The 24469-nt window shown below is 34.3% G+C and carries 22 protein-coding genes, 1 tRNA gene and 1 pseudogene; 6 read left to right on the top strand and 18 right to left on the bottom strand.

The annotated features are described in order from the left end of the window. From MXE27_RS10125 to cfbD, 8 genes and pseudogenes are all read right to left on the bottom strand, one after another. Positions 1-536 (bottom strand): annotated as a pseudogene (locus MXE27_RS10125) (coenzyme F390 synthetase); the annotation flags it as partial. A gap of 73 nt (positions 537-609) precedes the next feature. Beyond that, on the bottom strand, positions 610-1527 hold the full coding sequence (locus MXE27_RS10130) for a hypothetical protein (RefSeq protein ID WP_248612320.1): 918 nt from the start codon (positions 1525-1527) through the stop codon (positions 610-612). A 221-nt stretch (positions 1528-1748) separates the two neighbouring features. Beyond that, positions 1749-1820, bottom strand: a tRNA-Arg gene (locus MXE27_RS10135). Positions 1821-1931: 111 nt separating this feature from the next. After that, entirely contained in the window at positions 1932-2354 is a 423-nt protein-coding gene (locus MXE27_RS10140) for a hypothetical protein (protein WP_248612321.1), read from the bottom strand. Between the two features lie 66 nt (positions 2355-2420). Continuing rightward, positions 2421-3785: an AIR synthase-related protein gene (locus MXE27_RS10145; RefSeq protein WP_248612322.1), complete on the bottom strand. Its 1365-nt coding sequence runs from the start codon at positions 3783-3785 to the stop codon at positions 2421-2423. Between the two features lie 29 nt (positions 3786-3814). After that, a complete protein-coding gene (hisH, locus tag MXE27_RS10150) occupies positions 3815-4411 on the bottom strand; it encodes an imidazole glycerol phosphate synthase subunit HisH (RefSeq protein ID WP_248612323.1) in 597 nt (198 codons plus the stop codon). A 16-nt stretch (positions 4412-4427) separates the two neighbouring features. Beyond that, positions 4428-5432, bottom strand: coding sequence for a sugar phosphate nucleotidyltransferase (locus tag MXE27_RS10155; protein WP_248612324.1), 1005 nt, complete (start codon positions 5430-5432; stop codon positions 4428-4430). Between the two features lie 143 nt (positions 5433-5575). Next, positions 5576-6655 carry a Ni-sirohydrochlorin a,c-diamide reductive cyclase catalytic subunit gene (gene cfbD / locus MXE27_RS10160; protein WP_248612325.1) on the bottom strand — a complete coding sequence of 360 codons (1080 nt, stop codon included), beginning with the start codon at positions 6653-6655 and terminating at the stop codon, positions 5576-5578. A gap of 149 nt (positions 6656-6804) precedes the next feature. Between cfbD and sfsA the strand changes: the two genes are divergently transcribed. After that, on the top strand, positions 6805-7512 hold the full coding sequence (sfsA, locus tag MXE27_RS10165) for a DNA/RNA nuclease SfsA (protein ID WP_248612326.1): 708 nt from the start codon (positions 6805-6807) through the stop codon (positions 7510-7512). 9 nt (positions 7513-7521) lie between these two features. Here the strand turns inward: sfsA and MXE27_RS10170 are convergent, their stop codons facing one another. Beyond that, on the bottom strand, positions 7522-8535 hold the full coding sequence (locus MXE27_RS10170) for a potassium channel family protein (protein WP_248612327.1): 1014 nt from the start codon (positions 8533-8535) through the stop codon (positions 7522-7524). Positions 8536-8565: 30 nt separating this feature from the next. Next, positions 8566-8904: a hypothetical protein gene (locus tag MXE27_RS10175; protein WP_248612328.1), complete on the bottom strand. Its 339-nt coding sequence runs from the start codon at positions 8902-8904 to the stop codon at positions 8566-8568. A gap of 115 nt (positions 8905-9019) precedes the next feature. On the opposite strand from MXE27_RS10175, the gene MXE27_RS10180 reads away from it, so the two are divergent. Both MXE27_RS10180 and MXE27_RS10185 read left to right on the top strand, forming a co-directional pair. Further along, a complete protein-coding gene (locus MXE27_RS10180) occupies positions 9020-9907 on the top strand; it encodes a metallophosphoesterase (RefSeq protein ID WP_248612329.1) in 888 nt (295 codons plus the stop codon). A gap of 1 nt (position 9908) precedes the next feature. Next, entirely contained in the window at positions 9909-12020 is a 2112-nt protein-coding gene (locus MXE27_RS10185) for a phage holin family protein (RefSeq protein WP_248612330.1), read from the top strand. Here the strand turns inward: MXE27_RS10185 and MXE27_RS10190 are convergent. From MXE27_RS10190 to MXE27_RS12050, 5 genes are all read right to left on the bottom strand, one after another. Further along, a complete protein-coding gene (locus MXE27_RS10190; protein ID WP_248612331.1) occupies positions 11995-14754 on the bottom strand; it encodes a cation-translocating P-type ATPase in 2760 nt (919 codons plus the stop codon). The two genes, MXE27_RS10185 and MXE27_RS10190, sit on opposite strands and share 26 nt — an antisense overlap. Positions 14755-15262: 508 nt before the next feature. Further along, a complete protein-coding gene (locus MXE27_RS10195) occupies positions 15263-15772 on the bottom strand; it encodes a hypothetical protein (RefSeq protein ID WP_248612332.1) in 510 nt (169 codons plus the stop codon). Between the two features lie 196 nt (positions 15773-15968). Beyond that, positions 15969-17372, bottom strand: coding sequence for an energy-coupling factor transporter transmembrane protein EcfT (locus tag MXE27_RS10200; RefSeq protein WP_248612333.1), 1404 nt, complete (start codon positions 17370-17372; stop codon positions 15969-15971). Between the two features lie 297 nt (positions 17373-17669). Beyond that, positions 17670-18857 carry a redox-regulated ATPase YchF gene (locus tag MXE27_RS10205; protein WP_248612334.1) on the bottom strand — a complete coding sequence of 396 codons (1188 nt, stop codon included), beginning with the start codon at positions 18855-18857 and terminating at the stop codon, positions 17670-17672. A gap of 267 nt (positions 18858-19124) precedes the next feature. After that, positions 19125-19295, bottom strand: a complete 171-nt coding sequence (locus MXE27_RS12050) for a hypothetical protein (RefSeq protein ID WP_425438290.1) — start codon at positions 19293-19295, stop codon at positions 19125-19127. Positions 19296-19596: 301 nt separating this feature from the next. On the opposite strand from MXE27_RS12050, the gene MXE27_RS10210 reads away from it, so the two are divergent. Further along, positions 19597-20229: a cobalt-precorrin-7 (C(5))-methyltransferase gene (locus MXE27_RS10210; RefSeq protein WP_248612335.1), complete on the top strand. Its 633-nt coding sequence runs from the start codon at positions 19597-19599 to the stop codon at positions 20227-20229. Between the two features lies 1 nt (position 20230). On the opposite strand, the gene MXE27_RS10215 is transcribed toward MXE27_RS10210, so the two are convergent. The 3 genes from MXE27_RS10215 to MXE27_RS10225 form a co-directional block, all read right to left on the bottom strand. Beyond that, positions 20231-20605 (bottom strand): cupin domain-containing protein, encoded by a 375-nt coding sequence (locus MXE27_RS10215; RefSeq protein WP_248612336.1) that lies wholly within the window; start codon positions 20603-20605, stop codon positions 20231-20233. A gap of 42 nt (positions 20606-20647) precedes the next feature. Beyond that, positions 20648-21673, bottom strand: a complete 1026-nt coding sequence (locus MXE27_RS10220) for a H(2)-dependent methylenetetrahydromethanopterin dehydrogenase-related protein (RefSeq protein WP_248612337.1) — start codon at positions 21671-21673, stop codon at positions 20648-20650. A 367-nt stretch (positions 21674-22040) separates the two neighbouring features. Continuing rightward, entirely contained in the window at positions 22041-23015 is a 975-nt protein-coding gene (locus MXE27_RS10225) for a TRC40/GET3/ArsA family transport-energizing ATPase (protein ID WP_248612338.1), read from the bottom strand. A gap of 208 nt (positions 23016-23223) precedes the next feature. Here MXE27_RS10225 and MXE27_RS10230 point away from each other — a divergent pair, with 208 nt between their 5' ends. Both MXE27_RS10230 and cutA read left to right on the top strand, forming a co-directional pair. Next, positions 23224-24015 (top strand): NAD+ synthase, encoded by a 792-nt coding sequence (locus MXE27_RS10230; protein ID WP_248612339.1) that lies wholly within the window; start codon positions 23224-23226, stop codon positions 24013-24015. Positions 24016-24043: 28 nt separating this feature from the next. Continuing rightward, entirely contained in the window at positions 24044-24388 is a 345-nt protein-coding gene (gene cutA / locus MXE27_RS10235) for a divalent-cation tolerance protein CutA (protein WP_248612340.1), read from the top strand. Positions 24389-24469 lie beyond the last annotated feature (81 nt).

Here is a 24469-nt window from a genome sequence, read left to right on the forward strand (position 1 = left end):
TGATAATGTTCTATAATCCTGACTGGAAATGTGCATTTTCCTTCAGGTATTATAGTCATCCCTATTTTTTGGGCGGCTAAAGTCATAGTATTGGCCCCTACATTCATCCCATACGAAGCACAGACCACAACCCTATCCCCCTGCCCAAATCCCTGAGATACAAATGAACGGGCGTATTTTTCAGCATATCTCTGCCAGTCATCCCAAGTTAAAAAGAAAGATTTAGGTCGGCCACTGGTCCCGCTGGTTTCATGTATAGTATATATATCTTTCCAGGAACTGCATTTAAATTCAAATTCACGGGTATCCGGTGGCTGAGATTCTCTCATAGTTTTACCAGTTATAATTGGTAACTCTCGCAAATCTTCATGGCTTTTAATCTCTGAAACACTTATTTTATTTTCTTTAAACCATTTCCGGTAAAAAGGAGAATTATCATAAGCATATTTTACAGTGTATCTTATTCTCTCCTCTATTAAAGTATCTAAATCTCCCCGATCCATAGTCTCAATTTCAGTGTTGAAGTAAGAGCCCATATTATCCACTACCTCTAAAACAGTGATAATAAATTATGTTTTTAAAGTTAAAAATAGTTGATGTTTAAAAATATTAATGGCTTGTAAGCTTAGTATCCAGTTTTTCCCTAAATAGCAGGTTGCCCCCACACTGGCAGGCAGTGAAATCGTCTGGAGATTCTTCTGGGTGTAATGCATAGTAACCAGAGCACCCTTCACAGACTAGATAACCTTTATATTCGGGTATATTTTCAATTATATTCCCCGGAGCTTTATAATCCATGAGATCTGAATGTATAATTTTAAAAAAAGTTGTATATCCTTTAATAATATCTTCAACTAGTATAGTATCTCTTTTATCAATCATAGCCGAACATGCTGCTAAAAAATTTACAAATCCTTCTTCTAAGGGACAGTAATACTGGGAGAAATCTTTGAAATTTAGCCAGGAAATGTGTTCTCCAATGCACTTCATTAATCTGGATAATTTGTGTGAAAGTTCCATTGCCCTTCCGGTTAAACTGATTTTTCCAAGCTGTCTAAAGAATCTGGCATTGAACTGAGGTGTAAATTCTATTTCATCAAAGTTGTCCAGTGCAAATATTATGCGGGAATCCAAACCACTAAAATAAACATTTAAAAAGTCTTCCCATTCAAGTGGGCGATTAGCACCCATATAATAAACAGTTTCCATGAAAGGATACATGGGTTTGAATTTATCTATGTAAGTAAGCCCAATATCCATAGCCCCCCTAGGCAGGTTTTGTTCTGCCAGGGCCATCACGCGGTTATTTCTTAGTTCGTTGAATGTTAAGTCACGACTAATTTTCATCTTTTCAGTTGAATTGAAAGCAATTAATAATTCACCGTAAAACCCAGACTCCCAATTTATTTTAATTTCAGTTAAAAGTTCACTGAGGCCTTCTACTTTTAAAGTATTTAATTGTTTAAATAAATCTCCAATAGCCCTCTTATTCCACTCATAATCCTTTTCTAATACTGGACTAATCAATTATATCCCCCGAAAACAACCTGCACTTACTTTTTAGAATATATTTATTAAAATAGTATAAAATACTTATGATTTAATTTTGATTCCCCATAATGTATTTGAGTAGTGAAGTTTTTGTAATGATGAAAATAATATTTAATGTTAATCCAAATATGATTAATAATTTTATTCTATTTTTAAATGACAAAAAATAATATTTACAGATTTAAGAATAAAACTAGTGCCCTGACCGGGACTTGAACCCGGGTTATAGGATCCGCAATCCTAAGTGATATCCACTACACTATCAGGGCGTATTCATACATAATTAATTAGATTTCCAGCACCAAACAATAAAATAGCATATAAAACCTAGTACTGTATTCAAATGGTTAGTTTTTTTTAGTATTTAATTATTTAGTTTATCACTTACCCACATAAAGTTGAAAAGTGTAATCCCCATATCTTCGGATTGCAGAATTAACATTTTTAGAACCGTCAATATCCCCTTTAGATGTAATCGTTGATTTATTAGGCTGATTAATCACACAAAATTTGTAGTTTTCATAACCACTATTATTTAGAAACTCTTCTGCGATTTTTTCTGCCGATTTTTCTTCCCCCGCTCCTAATTTATTAGCTATTTGGGCTAGAATTGAGCCTTTTCCAGAATCATTGTGATTAGCCATTAATTCCATTGATTCTTGTGCAGAGTAAGTAAAACCCTTTTCCTGAGAATAACTATGAGAAGTAAAAATGTTCACATTAGTTACTACCCCCATAAGCACCATGAAAATTAAAAGTCCTAAAATAGCATCCATTGAAATTAAAAAACCTTTTTGATCCATAGAAACACCGTATAATAAATTAAAACCAATAAGTATTATGAATGGTTAAAAAATAATAAGATGGTTTTAATTATCTCTAATGGCCTTTACCACCTTATTCTTCTTATGTATAGACTCTTGTGCAGCTTTTTCAACTTTTTCTTTCATTAATTCAAAGTCTTCTGGAGTCGTATCCCCTACCAGTTTTTTAATTTTAGTATAAGCCGCTTCTCTAAATAGTGGTTTTAATTCTTCCACCCCACCATCATCTTTAATCATGCGGGGAACTCCAGTATTATCCACTTCACCTATTTCAGACACTCTAACTCCTGATTGAGAGATAACTTTTTCTACCTTCCTTGCCACATCTTCAGGTGCGATTATCATTAATGAATCAACAGATACGCCTAAAGGATCAATATTCAGACTATCCAACATATCCAAAACCTTTGGATTAATCATTTGCCTGATTTTTTCGTGAGAAAATTCCATTCCAAGACCAGTAGTTGTTGCGATTTCATGAGCATCTCCTCGAAGCCCTCCATTAGTTACATCAGTCATCGCATGAACCTCTGGAAGGAGTCCCGCGTGCATTATGGCCTCGGATGCTTGGATAAAATTAATATCCATAGTTTCCCATACAACGTCGAACAGGCCGTGGTAAATAGCTGTGGTGGTTATAGTGCCTCCACCCGATCCTTCAGTCAATAGTATAATATCTCCAGCTTCTGCCCTTTTTCTAGCCGTTGGAGGATATGGAGATACACCAATCGACCCCACTGCACTCACCAGCCGGTCTCCCAAAACCATATCGCCACCAACACGGAGGGTACTTCCAGCCACAATAGGCACATTTACCAGTTCAGATACAGCAGCTACACCTGCTGTGAAATCGAAAAGTTTCCCCACATCCCCATCATCTGCTAGGTGAAGGTCACTTATGATTGCCACCGGATCAGACCCCATAACACATACATCCCTTAAAGATGCTCTTGCTACATGGAATCCTCCTAAGAATGGATATTCACTTAGTCTTGAGTGTATACCATCTACTGCAGTTGTTATATACACATCTTCTCCTTTGATTGTTGATTTGACTACTCCCCCATCGTCTTGAGCTGTGGGATTGATTAATGCTCCAGTTTGAGTACTGGCCACAATTTCTGCAATTTTTCTGTGGACAAAGAAATCTCCAGCTCCCCTGGACCCCACACCCATCTCGCCCATACCCACCTGGGCTTCATTGAAACCAATTATCTCTTTTAAAAATTCGTCTTCACTTTCATGGATTTTTAAGGTGTTTGTAACTTCTTCCAATACTGCCCGGGCCATTAAACGCGCATTATCATGGTTTATTTCTTTATATTCCATTATTCTATCTGCAAGTATTGATTCAACTACATCATGATTATTTTTCTGGATTTTATCCCGAGCAAAGCCTTCAATGTCCATTTAATCACCTTAAATTTGAATATGTGTAATTAATCTAAAAGTTTTACAAAGTTTTTCAAAATCTTCAATCCCACTTCACCACTTTTTTCTGGATGGAATTGGGTGGCAAAAATATTATCTTTCCATAAAACAGCAGGCACATCCATCCCATATTGTGTTGTGGCTGCCACCACATCCTCATCATCCGGACGGGCATAGTAAGAATGGACGAAGTACATGTATTCCTGATCAACCCCATCTAAAATAGGGCATTCATTTTTCAGTTCAAGTTTATTCCAGCCCATGTGTGGAATTTTTAATCCTGGAGGTAAACGGATAATATTTCCCTGAATAATATCAAGACCATTGACACCGGGGCTTTCCTCACTTTTTGATAAAAGAAGTTGTAATCCTAAACAAACCCCTAAAAAAGGTTTTTCTTGTTGAAGGAATTTAGAAATGCTGGTCCGGTATTTTTCCAGGTGGTTCATAGCACTCCCAAATGCCCCTACTCCCGGTAAAACCAGTGCATCCGCATCTTCAATTACTGCAGGATCATTGGTGACTTCTGCAGGAATACCTATTTTTAAAAATCCATTGCAGATACTTTTTAAATTCCCACTCCCATAATTTATTATAGTTATCATGAAATTGCCCCTAAATTTATCGAGTGTAATAATCATTTATACGGACAGTATCTTGTAGGTGAGGAGTTGAAACTTCATGTAAAATGGTATTTTCCATGGCAACAATGGAATGCGGTTCTTCTGGTTCAATACGCACAGTATCATTTTTACCAAAGTATTCTTTCCGGTTTTCAAATTCAATGTATCCTGCACCACTTACAATGTACATGGTCTCGTCTTTCTTTTCATGATAATGGAAAGAGGTTTGATATCCTTCTTTTATGAATAATTCTTTAGTAAGATATTTTTCGGTATTTATAAGAACTTTTTCATATCCCCAAGGTTTATCTTCCCTGTTTCTGTATTCTTTTCGTATTTCTTCCAGTTCTTTGGAGGTATCGATGGCCATCCAGAAGAGACCATCTTCTTTATAGTATCCAAGTTTATTTTCTTTAGCAAGCATGGGGAAAACTGTTTTTTCAATGTCTCCAACATCGAAATCTCCAAAATCAATTGGTCCTTTTGAAAAATAGACCCCTGCATTAATATAATAATCAAGTATAGGTTTTTCCTTAAATGCCACCAAACGGTCGCCATTAACCTCCACAATACCATATGGAGACTGCATCTTGGTTATGAATATAGAGAAGGGGTAATCTGAACTTTCACCCAGGTTGATCATTTTTTTCATATTCAAATCTGCAACAACATCCCCATTTCTAATTACGCATTGCTTGTTGTTATCTATGGCATCCATGCCCAGCTTAATAGCATTTAATGTACCTAAAGGTTCTTTTTCTTCAACATACTCAATTTTAACCCCTTTATATTCATCACCATACCTTTCCTGTATTTTATCACTTAAAAAGCCAGTCAAAAGATATGCCTTTCCAACACCTGCGTTTTTAAAATCAAATAATTGCTTATCCAGAATTGTATACCCCTTTTTCATTTCAATTAATGGTTTAGGAACTTTTTCAGTAAGCGGCCTTAATCTCTTCCCGAAGCCCCCACAAAGAATCATACCCACTGTTTTACTCATTTTATCACCAGTTTTAAATAATTTTTAAGTATTACTATTATAATCTATATTTAATATTACATTAATTATTAATCTTTATTTGCATATATGAATATTGATAAATAATTTTTACTATCTTATTTAAAAAATAATAAAATATTGTCCTAATTCTCCAGATTTACTGTATTTCGTATGGTCTCTCCAAAATCAGACATAACTATTTTCTCAGTTCCCAGTGTTTTAGCATGTGCATCCAGTTCTGCAACCACGTGAGAATAACCTAACTTTCTCAATGGTTCAACAATTCTAGGACCATCAGTTACAGCCACTGATTCCAAATTAAGTTCTTCAATGGGTAAAGCATGGGGCACACCGGCCACAACTAAAAAATCAATTTTTTCTTCTTTTAATAGTTCCACAGCGGTTTCAGCAGTAACTGGATATTCATCCAAACCACCAGTAATATAATCAATTTGGATTCCTTCTTTTTCAAGTTCTTTCTTGATATTACCTGCATGCTGCCTTATCCGGGGAAGTCCAATATTATCATCCAGATTGGCAATTATCAAAGGAGTGTTATCTGGATTAATAGAATTATAAGGAATTTTTAATACATCTGCAAATAGGTAAGAAGTTTCTTTTTTCGCATTTAGTACCATAGCCACTTTTTTACCAGATTTTAAAGCATTTATTAATTTTAAGGCGATTTCATTTTTATCGTCTCCAAATGAAGGAGCTATATATTCACCTTGAGCCATACCCCTGGTTTTTTCAATTTCTGTTGCCATCCGCAGCATTTTAATCTGTCTTTCTGCTTCTTCAGATGGAATAATACCTTCTTTTACTGCTGCTTCCAGAACAATGATTGCGCCTTCTGTATTATCCCCTTCACCAAAACCCCCATGTGATTCCACCGGCAGTACAGTAGCAGGAATGTCGGCCTGCAATATTGCCTCTTTAAGGTCTTCTCCTATTATCATACTAGCACATGTTCCTACAATTCCAATTAATTTTGGCGAAAACATTTCATTTGCTTTTTTAAGAGTTTCTGCTAATTTTTCACCAGCTCCAAATATGAAATCATTTTCAGACATAGCTGTGGTAAGTACTCTCACCCCATCACTTTCCAATAGTCTTCCTGTACGAAAACAACACCCATGAGGGCCATGAAGAATTACAACGTCAGCATTAAGATCTCTTAGAGTATAAAGGGAAGCAGCGATAGGACTGGGTCTTGGATGCAAATATTTCACCTCATAAAATAATACTTCAATAATTTATTAACTTTAGTCATAAATCCAGATTAATCATCTTAATACATTAATTAGAAATATAATCAATATAAATTTATCAATAGTATTACATCCATATAAAACCAAAAAATTAGGATAACATGAAAATAGAAAACTTAATTCAGGGGTACTTTCTAGAGCGCCCCAACCGGTTTACGGTCAGATTCCTTTACCATGACACCAAAGAGGATTTAGCCCATCTTAAAGATCCCGGACGTTTAAAAGAACTTCTACAACCCAATGTTAAATTACTCTTAAGGAAAGTTCCTGAAAATCCAAAAAGGAAAACTAATTTTGATGTTATTGCAGTATTCAAGGACAATATGTGGGTCCTGATTAACTCTGGATTCCATAGTGATTTAGCTGCAAATTTAATAGAATCAACATTGGTTGATGAATTCAAAGATTATTCTATTGAAAAAAGAGAATATACGTTTGGTAAAAGCCGTTTAGATTTTTTATTAACCTCAAAAAATCGTTACATGTTGGTGGAAGTGAAAGGATGTACTCTGGTAAAAAACCATCACGCCCTATTCCCTGATGCCCCAACTGCCAGAGGTAAAAGGCACTTAGAAGAGTTGATAGAGGGTAAAAAGCAAGGTTTTGATTCAACCGTCCTTTTTTTAATTATGAAAGAAGATGCAAGTTATTTTTCACCTAACTACACCACTGATCCTGATTTTTCAAAAACCTTGAAACAATCCTATGAAAATGGAGTTAATATAGTGCCTTACGTATTTAAAACCAGTTTAAAAAATAATTCGCTGAATATACAGCCATTGAAAAGACTAAAAATTGAATTTAAATAAAATAAGAAATTAAGAGTTCAAGAATTTTTCTAATTTCTTAAATTCATCTAATTTTCCAATACCCAACATGATATCCCCTTCTTTAATAACAAAATCTCTGGGAGGATCTATAATTAAATTATCATTTTCTCCGATACCTAAAAGAACTATACCTGTTTTTTCGTGAATATCTACATCCAATATTGTTTTTCCAATTATTGAACATCCATGTTGTACTTTAACTTCCTTCATTTCACGATTACTATGTTCAGCCAATACTTCCTGGACAAACATGGCCTCGTACCCATCATCAATGCTTTTATGCATCAGGCGCCCAGATATAACAAATGGAGAGATAATTTGAGTAGCTCCCGCCATTTTAAGCTGTTCTATGTTTTCATATCGCTGGGCTTCAGCAATGATTCTTACATTTTTATCAATTTTCCTGATACCTAGAATACAGTGAATTGATTGTGAATCCGTTTCCATATCTACAATTATAGCTTTGGCTCCTTTTACATTGGCTTTTTCCAGATCTTTTATTCTGGTTGGATCACCGTGCACAAATGTTGCATCATTTTTAATGGCTTTTTTTCTTACATTTTCATCCTCATCCAAGACAAAAACCGAGTTTTCTTTTCCAAGTTCTTTCATACATTCCATAGTACTTTCTGTCCATCCACAGATTACCACGTGTTTAGATTTTTCCACATGTATCAGCCCCATGAGTTTCATTTGATGTCTTTCAATTAAAAATGACAATACCACTTCCACAGCTAAAGCAAAGGTCCCTATACCCAACACGACCAAAGTTATCGTGAAATACATCCCCAAAGTTGTTTCAGGGCTGTAATCACCATATCCCACAGTTCCAATGGTAATAAATGTCCAATATAATGATACTGTCCATGATTGACCTTCAATAAAATGGAATCCAATAGTACCATAAGCAATTACTGTCAGGACCAGGGTTAAAATTTTGGTAGCCTTGTGATGTATTGCTTTAGGTAAGTGTTTCCGGATTATCTCCAATATTAAAACCATACAATTACCTTTTTAATTTAGTAAATATTTCTAAAAGAAAACTTTGTAAACCACAAAGGCAATAATCAGAAGGACAATAATTATTAATATAATTATGATCCACCATGGAAATCCACTACCATCATCAACATCATCGGTTTCATCATCCCCATCACCAATTTTGATTTTTTTACTTGAACTGGATTTGGAACTACTAAAACTACCACCCCTACTGCCCCCTCCTTTTTCAAGTAGATTAAAATCATGAGACTGGAAAGTGGATTTAGATTCTCCAGGGAAAGCATAACTATCATCAGCAAAAATACAACCCGGGGCCAATAAAAGACCCATTACTAAAAAAATTGTTAGAATACCATTCATTAGTTTCATCTTAAAAACCCCCATTAAAAATGGAAATATAGCATATTTTCTATATTCTTATTATAAAAATATATAACAATAAATGAAAAGGGATAATGAATATAAATCCGGGGCATGTGATTGCATGAGAAAGAAAAAAGAAACACTTCCACGGGCATTGAAACTAAGGCAGAAAATGCAAAGAGGGATGACAAAATATCGCCATAAAATAGGGTATGGAGAATTTCGGCCAGAAAACTTTGAAATTATACCTGTTGATGTCATTCTCCCGGGATTGGATCCATTATTCCACAATTATCGGATTGTGAATATTTCAGATATACACTTAGGTCAATGGATAACTCCCCAACATTTAGATGGGATCGTGGAAATGGTTAATAATCAAAAACCAGACATGGTGACCATAACCGGGGATTTTGTTTCATATATTATTGAAGATATGGAAGAACATTTAGAATATTCTTTAAAAAATTTAAACCCCTTAGATATTTCTATCGCAGTTTTAGGCAATCATGACCACTGGTTAGGATCAAGTAAGATTAGAAAAGTGTTAGAAAAAAGTGGTATAGTGGATGTGAGTAATGACGTTTATAGCATTCAAAAATGTAATAAAAATAAAAGAGCAGAGCTGCATATCGCTGGCGTAGATAGTGTCATGTTGAATAAACATCGTTTAGATATTGTCATGGGCAAACTACCTCCGAGTGGACCTGCAGTACTCCTGGCACATGAACCCGATTTTGCAGATATCAGTTCTCTGACCGGTCGTTTTGGACTCCAAATATCTGGACATTCACATGGAGGGCAATTTGTAATCCCTGGAATTGGAACATTCATCAGAGGACCTCATTTTACAAAGTACCCCTTAGGGGAGTACCGTGTAGGGGAAATGGTACAATACACCAGTAGAGGAGTGGGGACCAATGTTTTCTGGTTTAGAATTAATTGTCCTCCAGAGATTACTACTTTTCATCTAAAAAGTCCGGAAATAAATAATGTTGATGGTGCTTAAAATGAAAAATTATAACCCCTTGTATAATCCTAAAAAACAAACAGTATATGGTTTTATAGGACGTACACTCATTTTATGGGTGGGAGAAGTACTGGGTTTTATTTTAATTGCCCACCTATCAGTAGGACTTACCATTAACGACTGGGAAACAGCTGTAGTGGTGGTAAGCATGCTTGGAGTTATCAATGCTTTGTTTTGGCCTTTCTTATCCCGTATTTTCCTGCCTTTTCTGGTTTATACTGTGGGGATAGGTGCTTTAATAATTAACGGGATTTTAATATGGGCCATAAGTAATTTTGTTCCGGGAATCCGTATTGAGGGTTGGGCTTTGATTTTAACCCCATTGAGTATGGCAATAATCACCACTATTCTTTCCATTTTAATCACCCTTGATGACGACACATCATATTACCGGGCTGTTTTAAGGAGAAATATAAAAAATAAACATAAAAAACCCAAAGATTACCCAGGCATATTATTTTTAGAAATTGATGGGCTATCTGAAACTATCCTAAAAGAAGCAATCGAAAAGGGACATATGCCAACTCTTGCCCGGTGGTTAAAAGACGGAATCCATAAAATAATTCCATGGGAAACGGATTTATCCAGTCAAACAGGGGCCAGCCAAGCAGGTATCCTCCATGGCAATAATAAAGATCTTCCCGCATTCAGATGGGTTGAAAAGACAAATAATAATAAAATAATGGTTTCTACCGGCCTATCAGATGCTCCCGTAATCGAAAAACGCATCTCCGATGGCAAAGGATTATTAGCATCAAATGGAGCTAGCAGGTCTAATCTATTTTCCGGTGATGCGGAAAATGTTATATTCACTTACAGCAAATTAAAAAAACTCTCTAAATTTTATAATGAAACTTGGTATTACTTTTTCTCAAACCCCTCCAATTTCGGCAGAATGCTTACTTTATTCTTCTTTGATGCGGGGTTAGATATGTTTTCGCAAGTCGCCCACTGGTATAAAGATATAAGGCCTCGAATAAAAAGAGGTTTTATTTATGCATTTGTAAGGGCAGGTGCCAATGTTTTTCTGAGGGAAATAACAACTTACACCCTTATTGGAGATATGCTAGCTTCAGATATAGATATTGCATATTCTACTTATTTAGGTTACGATGAAATTGCCCATCACTCCGGAATTAGGGATTCTGACGCTTTCCATGCCCTTCAAGGCCTTGATAAACAGTTTAAAAGGCTTGAAAATGCTTCAAAATACACTAAAAGACCCTACTATTTTGTGGTGCAATCTGACCATGGCCAAAGCAATGGTGCTACATTTAAACAGAGATATGGGATGAGTTTAGAAGATCTGGTACAGAAACTGCTGCCTGAAGAAATTAATGTATACAGCCAACTGTCATCCAATGAAGATCATTTCTCCCAGGCAATAACCGGACCATTTGACAGTGGAAAAGTATATATAAAAGATAAAAAGGACTATGCTGTAGGTAAAAGTCGAAAAGTAGTAGATACTACCCTGGACAGTATTAAAAAAAGTTCTATCGCCAAAGGGAAAGTACTGGAATATATAAAAGATTATGAAGTTTCTCGAAAGCCCGTGCCCAAAAATGGAGAAGATGCAGAAGTTATTGTGCTTGCATCTGGAAATTTGGGATTAATCTATCTCACCCAGTGGAAAGAAAGATTATCATATGAGGATATAAAAACATTATTCCCTGATTTAATACCGGGTTTAGTTCAGCACGAAGGTATAGGATTCATTATGGTTTTTTCAAAACAATGGGGGCCTATGGCAATAGGGAGAAATGGAGTTTATTATTTGGAATCTGGAAAGATAGATGGTGAAAATCCATTGAAACCCTTCGGAGAAAATGCATCTTCCCATCTTTTAAGAAGTAGTACCTTTGAGTATGCTCCAGATATCATGGTAAATAGTTTTTATGATAGTGAAAAAGATGAAGTAGCTGCTTTTGAAGAGTTAGTTGGAAGCCATGGAGGTTTAGGTGGGGGACAATCAAAACCATTCATCATGTTCCCCACAACATGGGAATTAGAAGTTGGAGAAATTGTGGGTGCCGAAGAATTGCACCGAATATTGAAAAACAAAATCAGGGAGATTCAAAAGAAAAATTAGTTTTCTCTCTTTTTCTAACCAAATATTTCCTTAATTCATCTGAAAATAACATTATAGGGGCAAATGTAATTATATACATCCATTCAGTAATCCCCAGCCCAATAGTACCAAATATAGCCTGCAATCCTGGAATATATAGTATAGACAGCAAAACGACTATTTCAAATAATATGCCCCATATAATCCACCTATTTTTAAGCAAACCAATCTTGAAACTTGACATGCGAGTAGTTTGGCAGGCCAAAAGGCTTCCAATTTGAGCCATCACAATTCCTGAAAATACCATTGTAGTAGCCATGTGATATAGTGGATCTGTGAATGCTAAATCTTGACCTAATGTCCATCCAGCTCGATAAAGTACCCAGAAATATCCAGATATTACTAAAACAGCTTCAACTATTCCTAAAAATATATATCCTCTTAAAATTACGGGCAAATTTAGAAGTCTTTCACTGCGTGGTCTAGGAGGCCTATCCATAACATCTGCTTCTGAAGGCCCTTTACCCAGAGCCAGAGCAGGTAATGTATCCGTGCCTAAATCAATGGCTAGTATCTGCATTACAGTAATTGGGAGTGGGATTTTGAAGATAACCATTAAAACAAAAGGGATTATTTCTGCTGTTTCATGAGCAAAGATATAGGTGATGAATTTTCTTATATTCTCATATATAGTGCGGCCTTCTTTTATTGCAGCCACTATACTGGCAAAATTGTCATCAGTGAGGACCATATCTGATGCTTCTTTGGCCACATCAGTGCCAGTTATACCCATAGATACACCAATATCTGCTTTTCTTAAAGCAGGAGCATCATTTACTCCATCCCCTGTCATAGCCACTATTTCATCCTGTTCTTCTAAAAGAGAAGCTATTCGCATTTTATGTTCTGGAATTGCTCTGGCGAAAATAACGTTTTCACCAGATTTAAGGATTTGTATGACTTCTTGATCATTCATAAGTTCTAATTCTTTTCCTTTAACAATTCGGTAGTCAATATTAGAAATAATCCCCACTTCCTGGGCAATAGCCCCAGCAGTGAGGCCATAATCACCAGTAATCATGATAATCCGGATACCTGATCTATGACATTCAGCCACAGCATCTTTAATCTCAGGGCGCGGAGGATCTTGCATAGCAACCATACCCACCAGTGTAATATCTTTTTCAACATTTTCTGGAGAAAATTTTGTTAGATCATCTGGGAGATTGCGGTATCCCATCGCTAAAATTCTTAATCCTAAAGATGCCAGTTCATCATGGTTTTTAATGAGTTCTGATTTCTTTTTTTCTGATAAAGGCTCTTGTTTTCCATTTATAGAGATATAATTGGATAAAGAGATGATTTTTTTAGGGGCCCCTTTAATGTAGACTACTTTTTTATCAGGCTTCTGGTGGATGGAGCTCATTGTTTTACGTTTTGAGTCGAAGGGAATCTCTAAAAATCGAGGCATCTTCTCCATCTCTGCTTCCCAATTAAATCCAATTTTTTGAGCTGCTACTAAAAGAGCAGCTTCTGTAGGGTCACCAAGGGCACCCCAAGACCCATCATTTTCTTGAGGAGGAATTAATTTAGCATCATTGGCAAAAGAAGCTGCTCGCATCAATAATTTTATTTCTTTAATATCACGATGGGTAACTGGTTTTTCATTGCAAATAAAATCTCCTTTAGGTTCATATCCTGCACCAGTCACATCCACAATTTTATCAGGAATCCATACTTTACGTACTGTCATTTCATTTTTAGTTAAAGTCCCTGTTTTATCAGTGCATATAATCGTGGTAGATCCAAGAGTTTCTACACTGGATAATCTTTTTATCAGTGCATTTTTTCCCACCATTTTCTTAGCAGATGCTGCCAAAGCCATTGTTACTGTGGGTAAAAGTCCTTCGGGTACATTAGCCACTGTTAAACCAATGGCAAATAAGAATGCTAGTTCTAAAGGGAGTCTAACCACGTAAAGATTTATTATAAAAAGAGATATTCCCATTATAATAGCAATGAATGCAATTATCCTTGCCAAACGAGAGATTTGTTTTTGTAGAGGACTGGTTTCTCCTTTTATAGTCTGAGTTAGTGCAGCAATTTTGCTGAACTCTGTTTGAATTCCTGTTTTAAAAACAACTGCTTTTCCAGATCCTGAAGTTACACTGGTACCAGCAAATATTAAATTATGCGATTCAATGCAGTTATCCTCTTCTTCCACTGGGCCTGATACTTTCCTCACAGGTCGGGACTCCCCAGTTAATGTGGAATTATCTACTTTCATTTGGTAAGCTTCAACTAAACGGGCATCAGCAGATATATTATTTCCTTCTTCTAGTACCATAAAATCTCCAGGAACTAGTTGATTAGCCAGTATTTCGATCTCACATCCCTCACGGATGACTTTGGCTTTTAATGGTAAAATTTTTTTCAATGCCTCTGTGGCTTTTTCAGCTTCAAATTCTTGCCAGAAACTAAAGATGGCATTGATTATGATGACCCCCATAATAGCAATCCCCAGTTGAGGAGTATTAGTAATAAACGCCAAAATACTGGCCATCCACAATAATAAAGCCAGGACATTATAAAAATTAGCTAAAAATGAATAGATCAATGACTTTCTTTTAACTTCCTTGATCTGATTTAGCCCATACTCTTTTAAACGCTTTTGGACATCTTTATGATCCAAACCATTATTTGAAGTCTTTAATCTCTTGAAAACTTCTTCATTAGAGAGTTGGTAAATCTCCATAATTACACTTGAAATGTACCTTTTGAAATTGATCCATTTAATAAAATCTATTAATTTTTTTGTAGTTTGTAAAATATAATATTATATTAACCAAAAAAAGTGAAAATTAATGAATGTGAATTTTTTAGTACTAATTTCCATATGCTTTGGAACTAAAGATAATACGGTTGTTTAAGCGAAAATCAGATAAATATTAGACACAACTCTCCCTAAAATAAGGAAACCCTCTGGTGTAATCCTAAAAAAATGAGCATGGTCCCTACAAGAAATTTTTTCATATTCCTTTTTATCCAGGACATTATCCCTTAACCCAAAAAAAGAAAGATATTGTCTTTATTTACTATTTAAAGTAATATTGTAGTAAAATAAGCACTTTTGAATACTTAAATAAATTTCCAGTTTTATTGAGGAAATTTGAAATAATTATAATAAAAATAAAAACTCTCTAAAAATTAATATAGAATATTACTTATAACACATCTTATATTAAAAATATGTTATAAGACTTTTAAAATAAAATAAATGGTTTTTTACTGTGGCATTTAATGGACTTTATCATTTGTTTCATTTCAGGAATCTTGTTATATGGAACAAAACCTGTGAAGACAAAGGTCAAGTTTGATTCGTTACAATGCCATTTAGCCTGAAATTTAGCAAATGGTTGACGGGAAATGCCATTTTTCATGTTATTTTTGCTTAAATAAGATAGGCTAGAAGATATAGCCGTTAGATCAACTTCCATAGTATGCACTTCAAAAACAATTTGATGCCCGTTGACAGTGATGTTTTCTTTTGTAATGTTAGTAAAATTTTTATCGTCTTCAAAAGGATCTAATAACGGTTTTAAGTTTTCATTATTCGTATCTTTAATTACCCCTACCCAGAAAGTTCCATTACCCGTGTATTCAAAAATACGTTCGTTATCGTTGATTAAATGATTAGTATTGTTGTAATTACCAGAAATCTGTTTTGAACAGTTAAAATTGTCAAATATGCCCCCATTACTAACCTTTATCATTAAAACTGTACATATGACTACTATTAATAAAAAAATGATTAAAATTTTTTTTAATATACTAAATTTATTAGATTTATCTGATTTTTTAGTTTTATTTCGCAGGAAAATACCCCCGTATGCATATTATCAAATCATATCATTACGTATTTCAGAAATTAGGCACTTAAATGACTACAATTAAAAAAAAAAAAAAAAATTATAAATCTTCAGATTTATATTTTTTTTCAATATTATTCTGGTTATCTTTTATTTTTGCAATAGTGCCCTGTAAAAAATTGGTATTCAGTTCATGAAAACCAAAGAATATTAATGAAAAAAGAGCGCAGAATTTACCTAAGGTCACGTATAACAAAGATAGAAATACCAAAATGCCTGACATCAACGCCATAATAAATAATAGTGGTGGGAAAAAGGCGCCTATTAACATAGCAAAAACACCTATAATACCCGCAAAGCAAAAAAACACCGCCGCATGAGCTAAAAATAAGAGACTGCTAACTCCTAAGGCAAGTGCAAGTTGGCCAAATAAGACAGTGCATGAATCAAGTTTTTCTGCTAATGCTAAAACATTATTATATGATTCTAGTTCATTTTGTATCTGTATTGCTTGTATTTCTTTTACTGCATCAGATGTTTTTAATTGTGTGTCATTCAGTTCATAGGATAAACCTGTGAAAGAGTTTGTAAAATTTTCCAATTTAATATTGACTGTATTTCCATTTCCAGTGATTAATGTAACCATTCCAGTAGTACTATTGTAGTTCTGATATAACCAATATTTAAAAACATTTCCTTTTATTATTTGTACAATATAACCTTTTTTTAAACCATGCACATCGGTTATTAGTTCTTTGTAGCTTAAATTGTGATCTTTTAAGTATTTTTTTATGTATTTATCTGCATCTTTGTGAGCAGGGTCTGAAATTATAATAGTATTGTTATTTTGGCTTTTATTAGTACCATTTGTACTATTTACATCCGTGCCATTAACCTTAGTATCATTTATCCTCGTATCATTAATCTTAGTATCATTAATCTTAGTATCATTAATCTTAGTATCATTAATCTTAGTATCATTAATCTTAGTATCATTAATCTTAGTATCATTAATCTTAGTATCATTAATCTTAGTAGTACCATTTATCGTTTTTGAAGGTTTAGACTTAGAACTGTTAATTTTACTTTTTTTAATTGTATGTTTATTATATATCTGTTTATTGTGATTTATAGCTTTCCTAGCTTCATTGGCATCTTTTTCTCTCTGTTGAGATTCTTTTTCACTCTCAGATTTAAATTTTTCAATATCAGAATTTATATCATTCATCTCAGATTTTTTATTTTGATAATCTTCACTGATAATTTCACGTTGATCTGCAAGGTTATTTACTTCAGATTGATATTCATTGTTTGCTTCATTTAGTGAGGAGCAAATTTCACCAAAATACCAGATTTTACCCCAAAATCCGTAGTTATTGTAACGATTAAGATCATCAATTACTCTATTATTAACTTCACCAACGGATACTGCGTGGGCTGGGACAATATTAAGAACAATTACTACCAAAAAAACCACTATAAGTGTCTTTTCAGGAAAATTCATTGATTCCCTCCATTTATTTTAAACGTATCATAAAAGTTTTTAATCTTAATATATACTAATGTAAAAAGTATAAGTTAAAATATATAAATTTTTCTATTAAAGTTTTGTAAATCTATTATTAGCCAATTTAGTTTCTAAATAAAAAAACTCTTTAAAAAATCTAATTAAACCACTAAAATCAAATAAAATGATTTAAAAAACTTATAATCACATGCAACATTTCATAATATAGAATAAAATGAAAAGTCTACGGATTTATTTAAAATAAAAAAATAACATGTATTTTAATAATCTCATCTAACGTGTGATTATACTAATTATATCCCCATCTTCCAGCTCGTGGTCACTGCCCACCCTCATGTTTTTACGGGCATCCACTGCATGGAGGAACTTTTCCCCAATATCAGTATGGATTACATATGCCATATCTCTTGGTTTAGAACCTCGCGAAACCAGCAAAGCATCAGGTAAAATGTTTCCTTTTTGATCACAGAATTTATGTTCATCTTCAACAGGATAAACCACAATCATGTCCAATAACTCAAACACTGCTTTATTTAAAGCTTTTTGAACACCAGTACCCCCATAAACTTTTAAAACATGTTCTCGGATATATTCTAATGCTTTTTTCTGGTTATCAGTAAGTTTATTCGACTCCGGTATCTCAAAGTCATCTTCACCCGATTGATATTTTATTAACCCCGCTTGAGCTGCCCTATTAAGAGCTAATTCGGATTCAGCAGATGCTGGAATTACATTATCATATTTTTCCTGCAGCCGTTTAATATTTTCAGCGGCACTGGGTAAATCAGCTTTATTGGCCACAATCAGCATGGGTTTTGCAATTTTAAGTAGTTTATCTAAAAATCCAATAAGTTCTTCTTTTTCCCAGTCCGTATAATCGGTTTCCATTGCCCTTCGAGCTTCAATAATATCTTCTAGACGGATGCCTGTTCCTGAAAGTTGTTCGTAAATGACTTTTGCCATGTCTAATCGTTCAGACATTGCTTTTCTAACCAATCGCTCCCAGTTACGTTCTAATATAGCATACATCCACATGGTAATTTCATTTTCTAGAAATTCCACGTCTTCTAATGGGTCATGGCTTCCCGCATCTACGGGCCTTCCTTCTTCGTCAGTGGATCCTGATGCATCAATTACATGGATGAAAACTCTAGCTTGGCGTAGTTCATCTAAAAATTTGTTACCTAAACCTCGACCTTCATGAGCCCCTGGCACAAGACCAGCCACATCTATAAGTTCAACCGGGATTAATCTTCTTCCGCTTTCACATTGCGAATTTTTAGGGCTGCAAACTAGTTCTAATTCCTTGCAGGGACATTTTGTATCTACATGGGCAACTGCTTTGTTTGCATCGATTGTTGTAAAGGGGTAACCCGCCACTTCGGCCTCAGATAATGTAGCTGAATTAAAGAATGATGATTTTCCGACATTTGGTTTTCCTGTAACTGCGATTTGGAGCATGATATCACTTCTTGAATTAATTGATAATATGAAAATGTAAAATTAATTGCTTTATTATATAATCTAATTCAATAGGCATAAGTTTTCTGATTGTGATTAAAGAAAAAAAATAAAAAGGATTTTTAAAATAAAAAAAGAATTTCCAGAATCTATTCCAATGAACTCCCAATACTCCAGGCCTTAACTACCTTTTACCCCATTTTCCATAGTTATCCAGTTTTGGTTAATAGTAAAGGGTCCATTTTGCCATCACCCATATACTTTTCTTCACTGTATGCATATACTATCTCTCCAACAAAGGTCATGAGATTCCATTTCATAGATATCTCTTAATTTACATTCTAAAGATAGAGTGCATTCTTCTATTAGAGGAACATCTAGTTCCCCACAGTAAATATCAAATAACTCGGATTTGTCTTTATCCCTACCCGATGCAATTCCACAATAATCAACCTTTTCACCAGTCCTTTAGGTGGGAAGTTAATACTGAATTTTTTGGTTTCTTTTAGTATTTGATTAGAATAGTTTGCTTTATTTATACCCCCCTAAGAGGAGGATTCCCATTTAAGAGATTTATCCCTGGAATACATGAAGATGTTGTTTGATAATTTTTCTTGGTCACAGTTTTCACCACAATTAATAGTTATAACTCAAATTTAATTAAGGTTTATCAAAAAAGAAGTACATATTATATTAAACTCAAAGAATCCATTAAAAATACATTTCAAGAGGAAATAAAATGTCAAAACTTTTTGTAGCCGGAATAGGTCCGGGATCTGCAGATTTTGTAACCCCTGCCGCTAAGAAAGCTGTTAAAACAGCAGAAATAACCATGGGAAGTGAAAGAGCGTTGGATCTTTTTCCAGAAGCTAATGAAATAATCATACTTAATGTTAAAGATGTGCAGGAAAAATTAGAGCTTGCTGTGGATTTAGTGAAAAAAGAAAGATCAGTATGTGTACTTTCAACAGGAGATCCAGGTTTTTCTGGTGTTTTAAAACCAATACAAAGAATAATTGCTGAAAAGGGTATTGAAATTGATTTAGAAGTTATTCCCGGAATCAGTTCCCTACAACTCTGTGCTGCTCGAGCAGAATTACCCTGGGACAGCGCAGATCTTATGACATTCCACGGTAGGGAAGACTTTAGTGAGATATTAAAAATTTTAGATAATGGTCGACCGACCATTACTCTCCCCTCACGCAGCACCAAGGATATGGCTCAGTTTTTACTGGACAATGGCATTAATCCGTCACGAAAAGTAACTGTTTGTGAGAGAATGAGTTATCCTGATGAGAAAATGGTTACAGGTACATTAAAAGAAATAGCTAAAAGTGAATTCACTTATATGTGCGTTATGATTATTTATTAAATCATTCCAAACATATTTCATCATCTTCTGCACTCCATGGAGGAGATACTACACAAAGAAACTTTAATTCTTTATTTGAAATATTTTGGATAAACTGCATGGCACCGGGAGGTATATAAACTGCTTGTCCTGGTTCTAAAAACGCTTCTTCATCATCTATATGCATTATACCCTTACCCTGTAAAATAACATATACTTCACCAGAAGTTTTTAAACGATGCGGATGAGAAACATCCCCTGGTGGAAGAGTAGCGCACGAAATACTACAATTCATTTTAACTTCTTCTTCCTCACGTTGAGGGTGTAATAATTCACATAAAGTCGTTTTATCAGTTGTTACAAAATATTTAGCAGTTTTTATATCTCTAATCAACATGTGAATCATTAAAAATAAAATTAAAAAATAGAAAATGTTGAGTTATTCAAACATTTTTCTCATACATCTTCTGATGGTACCTTCAGCTGCAGTTTCGCCCATTAAGTTCTGCAGTTCTCTAGCCAGAGCTTGAGCTGCTACAAGATTAGTTGGTTGGATGGTACCTTTTTCAATCCATTGTTTTACATTGTCATCTAATTTATCCAGAGTATTTAAAGCAGCATCCAGTTCTTCCTGTTCTTCCAGTAAGTGCATGGATTTAGCACTCTTAATTAGCAGTTCTGGGTTCACTGCTTTAAGCATACCATTTACTCCAGAAGATTCCACTAACGATGCGATGGTCTGTAAAGTCATCAGAATTTGTTTTTCAACCATTTCTTCTGGTGCTTTAATAATCTGAGTACCTATGTAGTAGTAATCCAATACTCCAGATAATGTAACTGCAGTGACCAAAGATCCCATATCTGCCACTGCAGAGGATACGTCTGCAGGAACGACATAAGCATCTTTACCGCAGCTTTCTGCTAGAGATACGCATTTTTGAATTTGTTCTTCAGTAGCAATATCCATTTCACTGGATGAATGTCCTCCAATAACATAGTGTCCGTGCTGAGGAGTTCCAGGGACAGCCGCAGGATGCATAGAAGCAATTCCTATATCTTTCCGGTCTCTTCTAAGTTCTCTTTCTAAAACATAGTAAAGGACTATTGGGGAAACAGTGCATGTGTTAGCAATAACTCCATTTTCAGGCATGTGTTTGGTTATTTCCTTAGCAATTTCAAAGGTTTTTTTACCAAAAGGAGTGAATAAAACTGCTATTTCCGCATGTTTTGCTGCTTCTGCATCATCCGAAGTTACTTTTACTCCTGCTTCTTCCACAATCTTCCAGTGCTCATCAGTTAACATTCCCCGATTAGGTTCAGCTAACATTACGTCATGGCCTGCTTTGGCATATTCAATGGCCATTCGACTTCCACCATATGGGGCTTCTCCGCCGTATTTTTCAGGCAATTTTAATTGGTTTACATAAAGGTCCTGGTTTCCTGCACCATATACTGATACTTTCATATTAATCACCACTATAATTATTAAATTTAGAGTCCTTTTTAAAAAATTCCTATACTAGTTTTATAATTAGTACAGTAAATATTTTTGACAAATCTCATTTTTTTATCCAATTTAATGATAAGATAAATGTTTATACAAATAACTTTTTTCTGTTTTACTATTTAAAATTCTCAAAAATAATAAAAATATATAAAATTTAATTAATATTTTAATACTAACTTAAAAAAAAACCCTAAGGCGAGAAGTTTAAAAACATTTCCAAGATTAATTAAACCTTAAAACCAATCTTAGGAAAAATATAGAATTATAACCGAAAAAATTGATTATATGATTGTTTTTTTAAATAAAATAAAATACAGGATTTTAATTATTCTCCTGTAGGTTTACCATATAATAATTCAGCAACTTTTTCTAAAGTATCAATTCCCTTAGCTTCCTCCTTGAGTAAAGGTACCTCAGCAACCAGTTGATCTGAAAATTTGGCTTGAATCATTTTTAATCTTTCTTGTTGCAATTTACGTCGGGATTCACAGAATTCACAGTCCGATACTTCGGGCAAAACCTGATTCACAATTACCCCATCTGCATGGATATTGTATTTATCCAAAGCCTGCATTGCTCTTTCAGACTCATATATGGACATTTCTTCAGGAATTACTACCATTTTAAATGAAGTCCTTTCCGGATCAGACATTACTGCTCGGGCTTCTTTTATTTTCTTTTTAGTGACTTCCATGTCCTCTAAAGCTTTATCCTCTTCTTCTTCATCTCCCATGAATGGTAAGATATTTTTGAATGCTTTAGCCATGCTCCCAATTTGTTTTCGGACTTTAATCATTTTCCCTACCCAGGAATCCATCATTTCAGGGAAGGAAAGAAGCCTTAAAGTGTGTCCCGTAGGTGCAGTATCAAATACAACCACATCATACTCATCAGTAGTTAGGTACTGGAGAAATTTATCAAAAGCAGCTGCTTCATCTATTCCCGGAGCCATAGAAGCCATATCCATTTGATCTTGAAGCATATCCATACCCATTCCTGGGTTTAATGCCGCTTGTTGTTTCATTTTTGCCTGATATTCGTCCATAGCAACTTCAGGATCAATTTCCAACGCATATAAATTTTCCTGAATGAACGTAGGTACGTGGCTTAGTGGTCTTTCCAGAGAATCACCTAAAGAGTGTGCTGGATCAGTAGATATTATAAGAGTCCTTTTACCAGATTCTGCCATCCAAATTGCAGTAGCTGCAGACATTGTTGTTTTACCTACTCCTCCTTTTCCACCTACAAATACAAAAGTTGTTTTTCCTTTGTTAAACTTAAATAAGTCTTTAAAAGCCATTATATGCCTCCTATATTACATTAACTGAATTAAGTCAGAATAAAAAGGTATTTAGAGAATATGTTTTTCCTTCTTATATTAGTTATATCGAATATATTATTCTAGCTTTTAAACTTATCTTATGATTAGTTATAAACATTATACTGCACACAATATTCAATAAGATTAATTCAAAAACTAAAACATAATCTACTTAATGAGGAATTATATGGTAGAAATAAATCTCATTCCTAATATAAATGAAGAAACCAGTATAGCAAAAATAGAAGAGTTTATAAAAAGAAAAGTTGATGAATCCAATTCTAATGGTGTTGTATTAGGATTGAGTGGCGGCATTGACTCTTCAACTGTTGCCTATCTCTGTGAGAGATCATTAGGAAAAGAAAATGTTATGGGCCTAATCATGCCTAGTGAAACCACTTCTGCAGAAGACATAAAACATGCCCTGTTGGTTGGAGAAAATCTGGGTATTGAATGTGAGACCATACACATAGATTCTTTAATAGAACCATTTAAAGAGCTATGTTCTCATGAAGCTAACCAATTAGCAGAAGCTAATTTAAAAGCTAGAATAAGGATGATGATTCTGTACTACCATGCTAATTCCTTGAATTTATTAGTGGCAGGAACAGGCAACTTAAGCGAACTTTTAGTGGGTTACTTTACCAAGTATGGTGACGGAGGAGTAGATATGCTCCCTATTGGAGACCTCTATAAAACTCATGTTAGGCAGATTGCATCCATATTAGAAGTTCCTGCAGAAATTATTAGAAAAGCACCCACCGCAGGATTGTTGCCAGGGCAAACAGACGAAGAGGAGTTGGGAATGACTTACAATCTCCTTGACCAGTTGCTTTATCTAATGATTGATCAAAGTATGGAAGATGAAATAATTGCTAAAAAAATGGATATTTCTCCAAATGACGTTAAAAGAATTCGAGAAAAGGTCAAAAAATCCAATCATAAATTGTGTTCTCCAGAAATACCTGTTTTAAGGTAATAATCTTAAATTAAATAAAGAGGATTAAATGTTCGCTTTAATTTACATAACTACTTCCAGTAAAGAAGAATCAATATTTATTGGTAAAAAATTAGTAGAAGAACGATTGGCAGCTTGTAGCAATATAATTCCAAAAATTAAATCATTTTACTGGTGGGCTGAAAAACTGGAAGAAGACTCAGAATCAATTTTAATGCTAAAAACTACTTCCAAAAATATTAATAAGATAATAACCCGTACAAAAGAACTTCACAGCTATGAAAATCCATGTATAGTGGCTTTTCCAATAATAGCAGGGTCTGGAGAATATTTCAACTGGTTAAAAAAAGAAGTAGACACTGACCCTTTAAATAATTCTTATTCGAATAAATAAACTAATTAAATAATTGTATTTAATATTTACTTAGAACCATAATATGGGATTATACTTCGTTTAAATACTTATAAATTATAA

Origin of the sequence: Methanobacterium alcaliphilum (assembly GCF_023227715.1) — an archaeon.
Classification (GTDB): Archaea; Methanobacteriota; Methanobacteria; order Methanobacteriales; family Methanobacteriaceae; genus Methanobacterium_E; species Methanobacterium_E alcaliphilum.

Excerpts from the sequence above, each read along its gene's own strand:
- MXE27_RS10140 (WP_248612321.1), bottom strand. The coding sequence starts at position 2,354 with ATGGATCAAAAAGGTTTTTTAATTTCAATGGATGCTATTTTAGGACTT.
- MXE27_RS10145 (WP_248612322.1), bottom strand. The coding sequence starts at position 3,785 with ATGGACATTGAAGGCTTTGCTCGGGATAAAATCCAGAAAAATAATCAT.
- hisH (WP_248612323.1), bottom strand. The coding sequence starts at position 4,411 with ATGATAACTATAATAAATTATGGGAGTGGGAATTTAAAAAGTATCTGC.
- MXE27_RS10155 (WP_248612324.1), bottom strand. The coding sequence starts at position 5,432 with ATGAGTAAAACAGTGGGTATGATTCTTTGTGGGGGCTTCGGGAAGAGA.
- sfsA (WP_248612326.1), top strand. The coding sequence starts at position 6,805 with ATGAAAATAGAAAACTTAATTCAGGGGTACTTTCTAGAGCGCCCCAAC.
- MXE27_RS10170 (WP_248612327.1), bottom strand. The coding sequence starts at position 8,535 with ATGGTTTTAATATTGGAGATAATCCGGAAACACTTACCTAAAGCAATA.
- MXE27_RS10175 (WP_248612328.1), bottom strand. The coding sequence starts at position 8,904 with ATGAAACTAATGAATGGTATTCTAACAATTTTTTTAGTAATGGGTCTT.
- MXE27_RS10180 (WP_248612329.1), top strand. The coding sequence starts at position 9,020 with ATGAGAAAGAAAAAAGAAACACTTCCACGGGCATTGAAACTAAGGCAG.
- MXE27_RS10185 (WP_248612330.1), top strand. The coding sequence starts at position 9,909 with ATGAAAAATTATAACCCCTTGTATAATCCTAAAAAACAAACAGTATAT.
- MXE27_RS10190 (WP_248612331.1), bottom strand. The coding sequence starts at position 14,754 with ATGGAGATTTACCAACTCTCTAATGAAGAAGTTTTCAAGAGATTAAAG.
- MXE27_RS10195 (WP_248612332.1), bottom strand. The coding sequence starts at position 15,772 with ATGATAAAGGTTAGTAATGGGGGCATATTTGACAATTTTAACTGTTCA.
- MXE27_RS10200 (WP_248612333.1), bottom strand. The coding sequence starts at position 17,372 with ATGAATTTTCCTGAAAAGACACTTATAGTGGTTTTTTTGGTAGTAATT.
- MXE27_RS10205 (WP_248612334.1), bottom strand. The coding sequence starts at position 18,857 with ATGCTCCAAATCGCAGTTACAGGAAAACCAAATGTCGGAAAATCATCA.
- MXE27_RS10210 (WP_248612335.1), top strand. The coding sequence starts at position 19,597 with ATGTCAAAACTTTTTGTAGCCGGAATAGGTCCGGGATCTGCAGATTTT.
- MXE27_RS10215 (WP_248612336.1), bottom strand. The coding sequence starts at position 20,605 with ATGTTGATTAGAGATATAAAAACTGCTAAATATTTTGTAACAACTGAT.
- MXE27_RS10220 (WP_248612337.1), bottom strand. The coding sequence starts at position 21,673 with ATGAAAGTATCAGTATATGGTGCAGGAAACCAGGACCTTTATGTAAAC.
- MXE27_RS10225 (WP_248612338.1), bottom strand. The coding sequence starts at position 23,015 with ATGGCTTTTAAAGACTTATTTAAGTTTAACAAAGGAAAAACAACTTTT.
- MXE27_RS10230 (WP_248612339.1), top strand. The coding sequence starts at position 23,224 with ATGGTAGAAATAAATCTCATTCCTAATATAAATGAAGAAACCAGTATA.
- cutA (WP_248612340.1), top strand. The coding sequence starts at position 24,044 with ATGTTCGCTTTAATTTACATAACTACTTCCAGTAAAGAAGAATCAATA.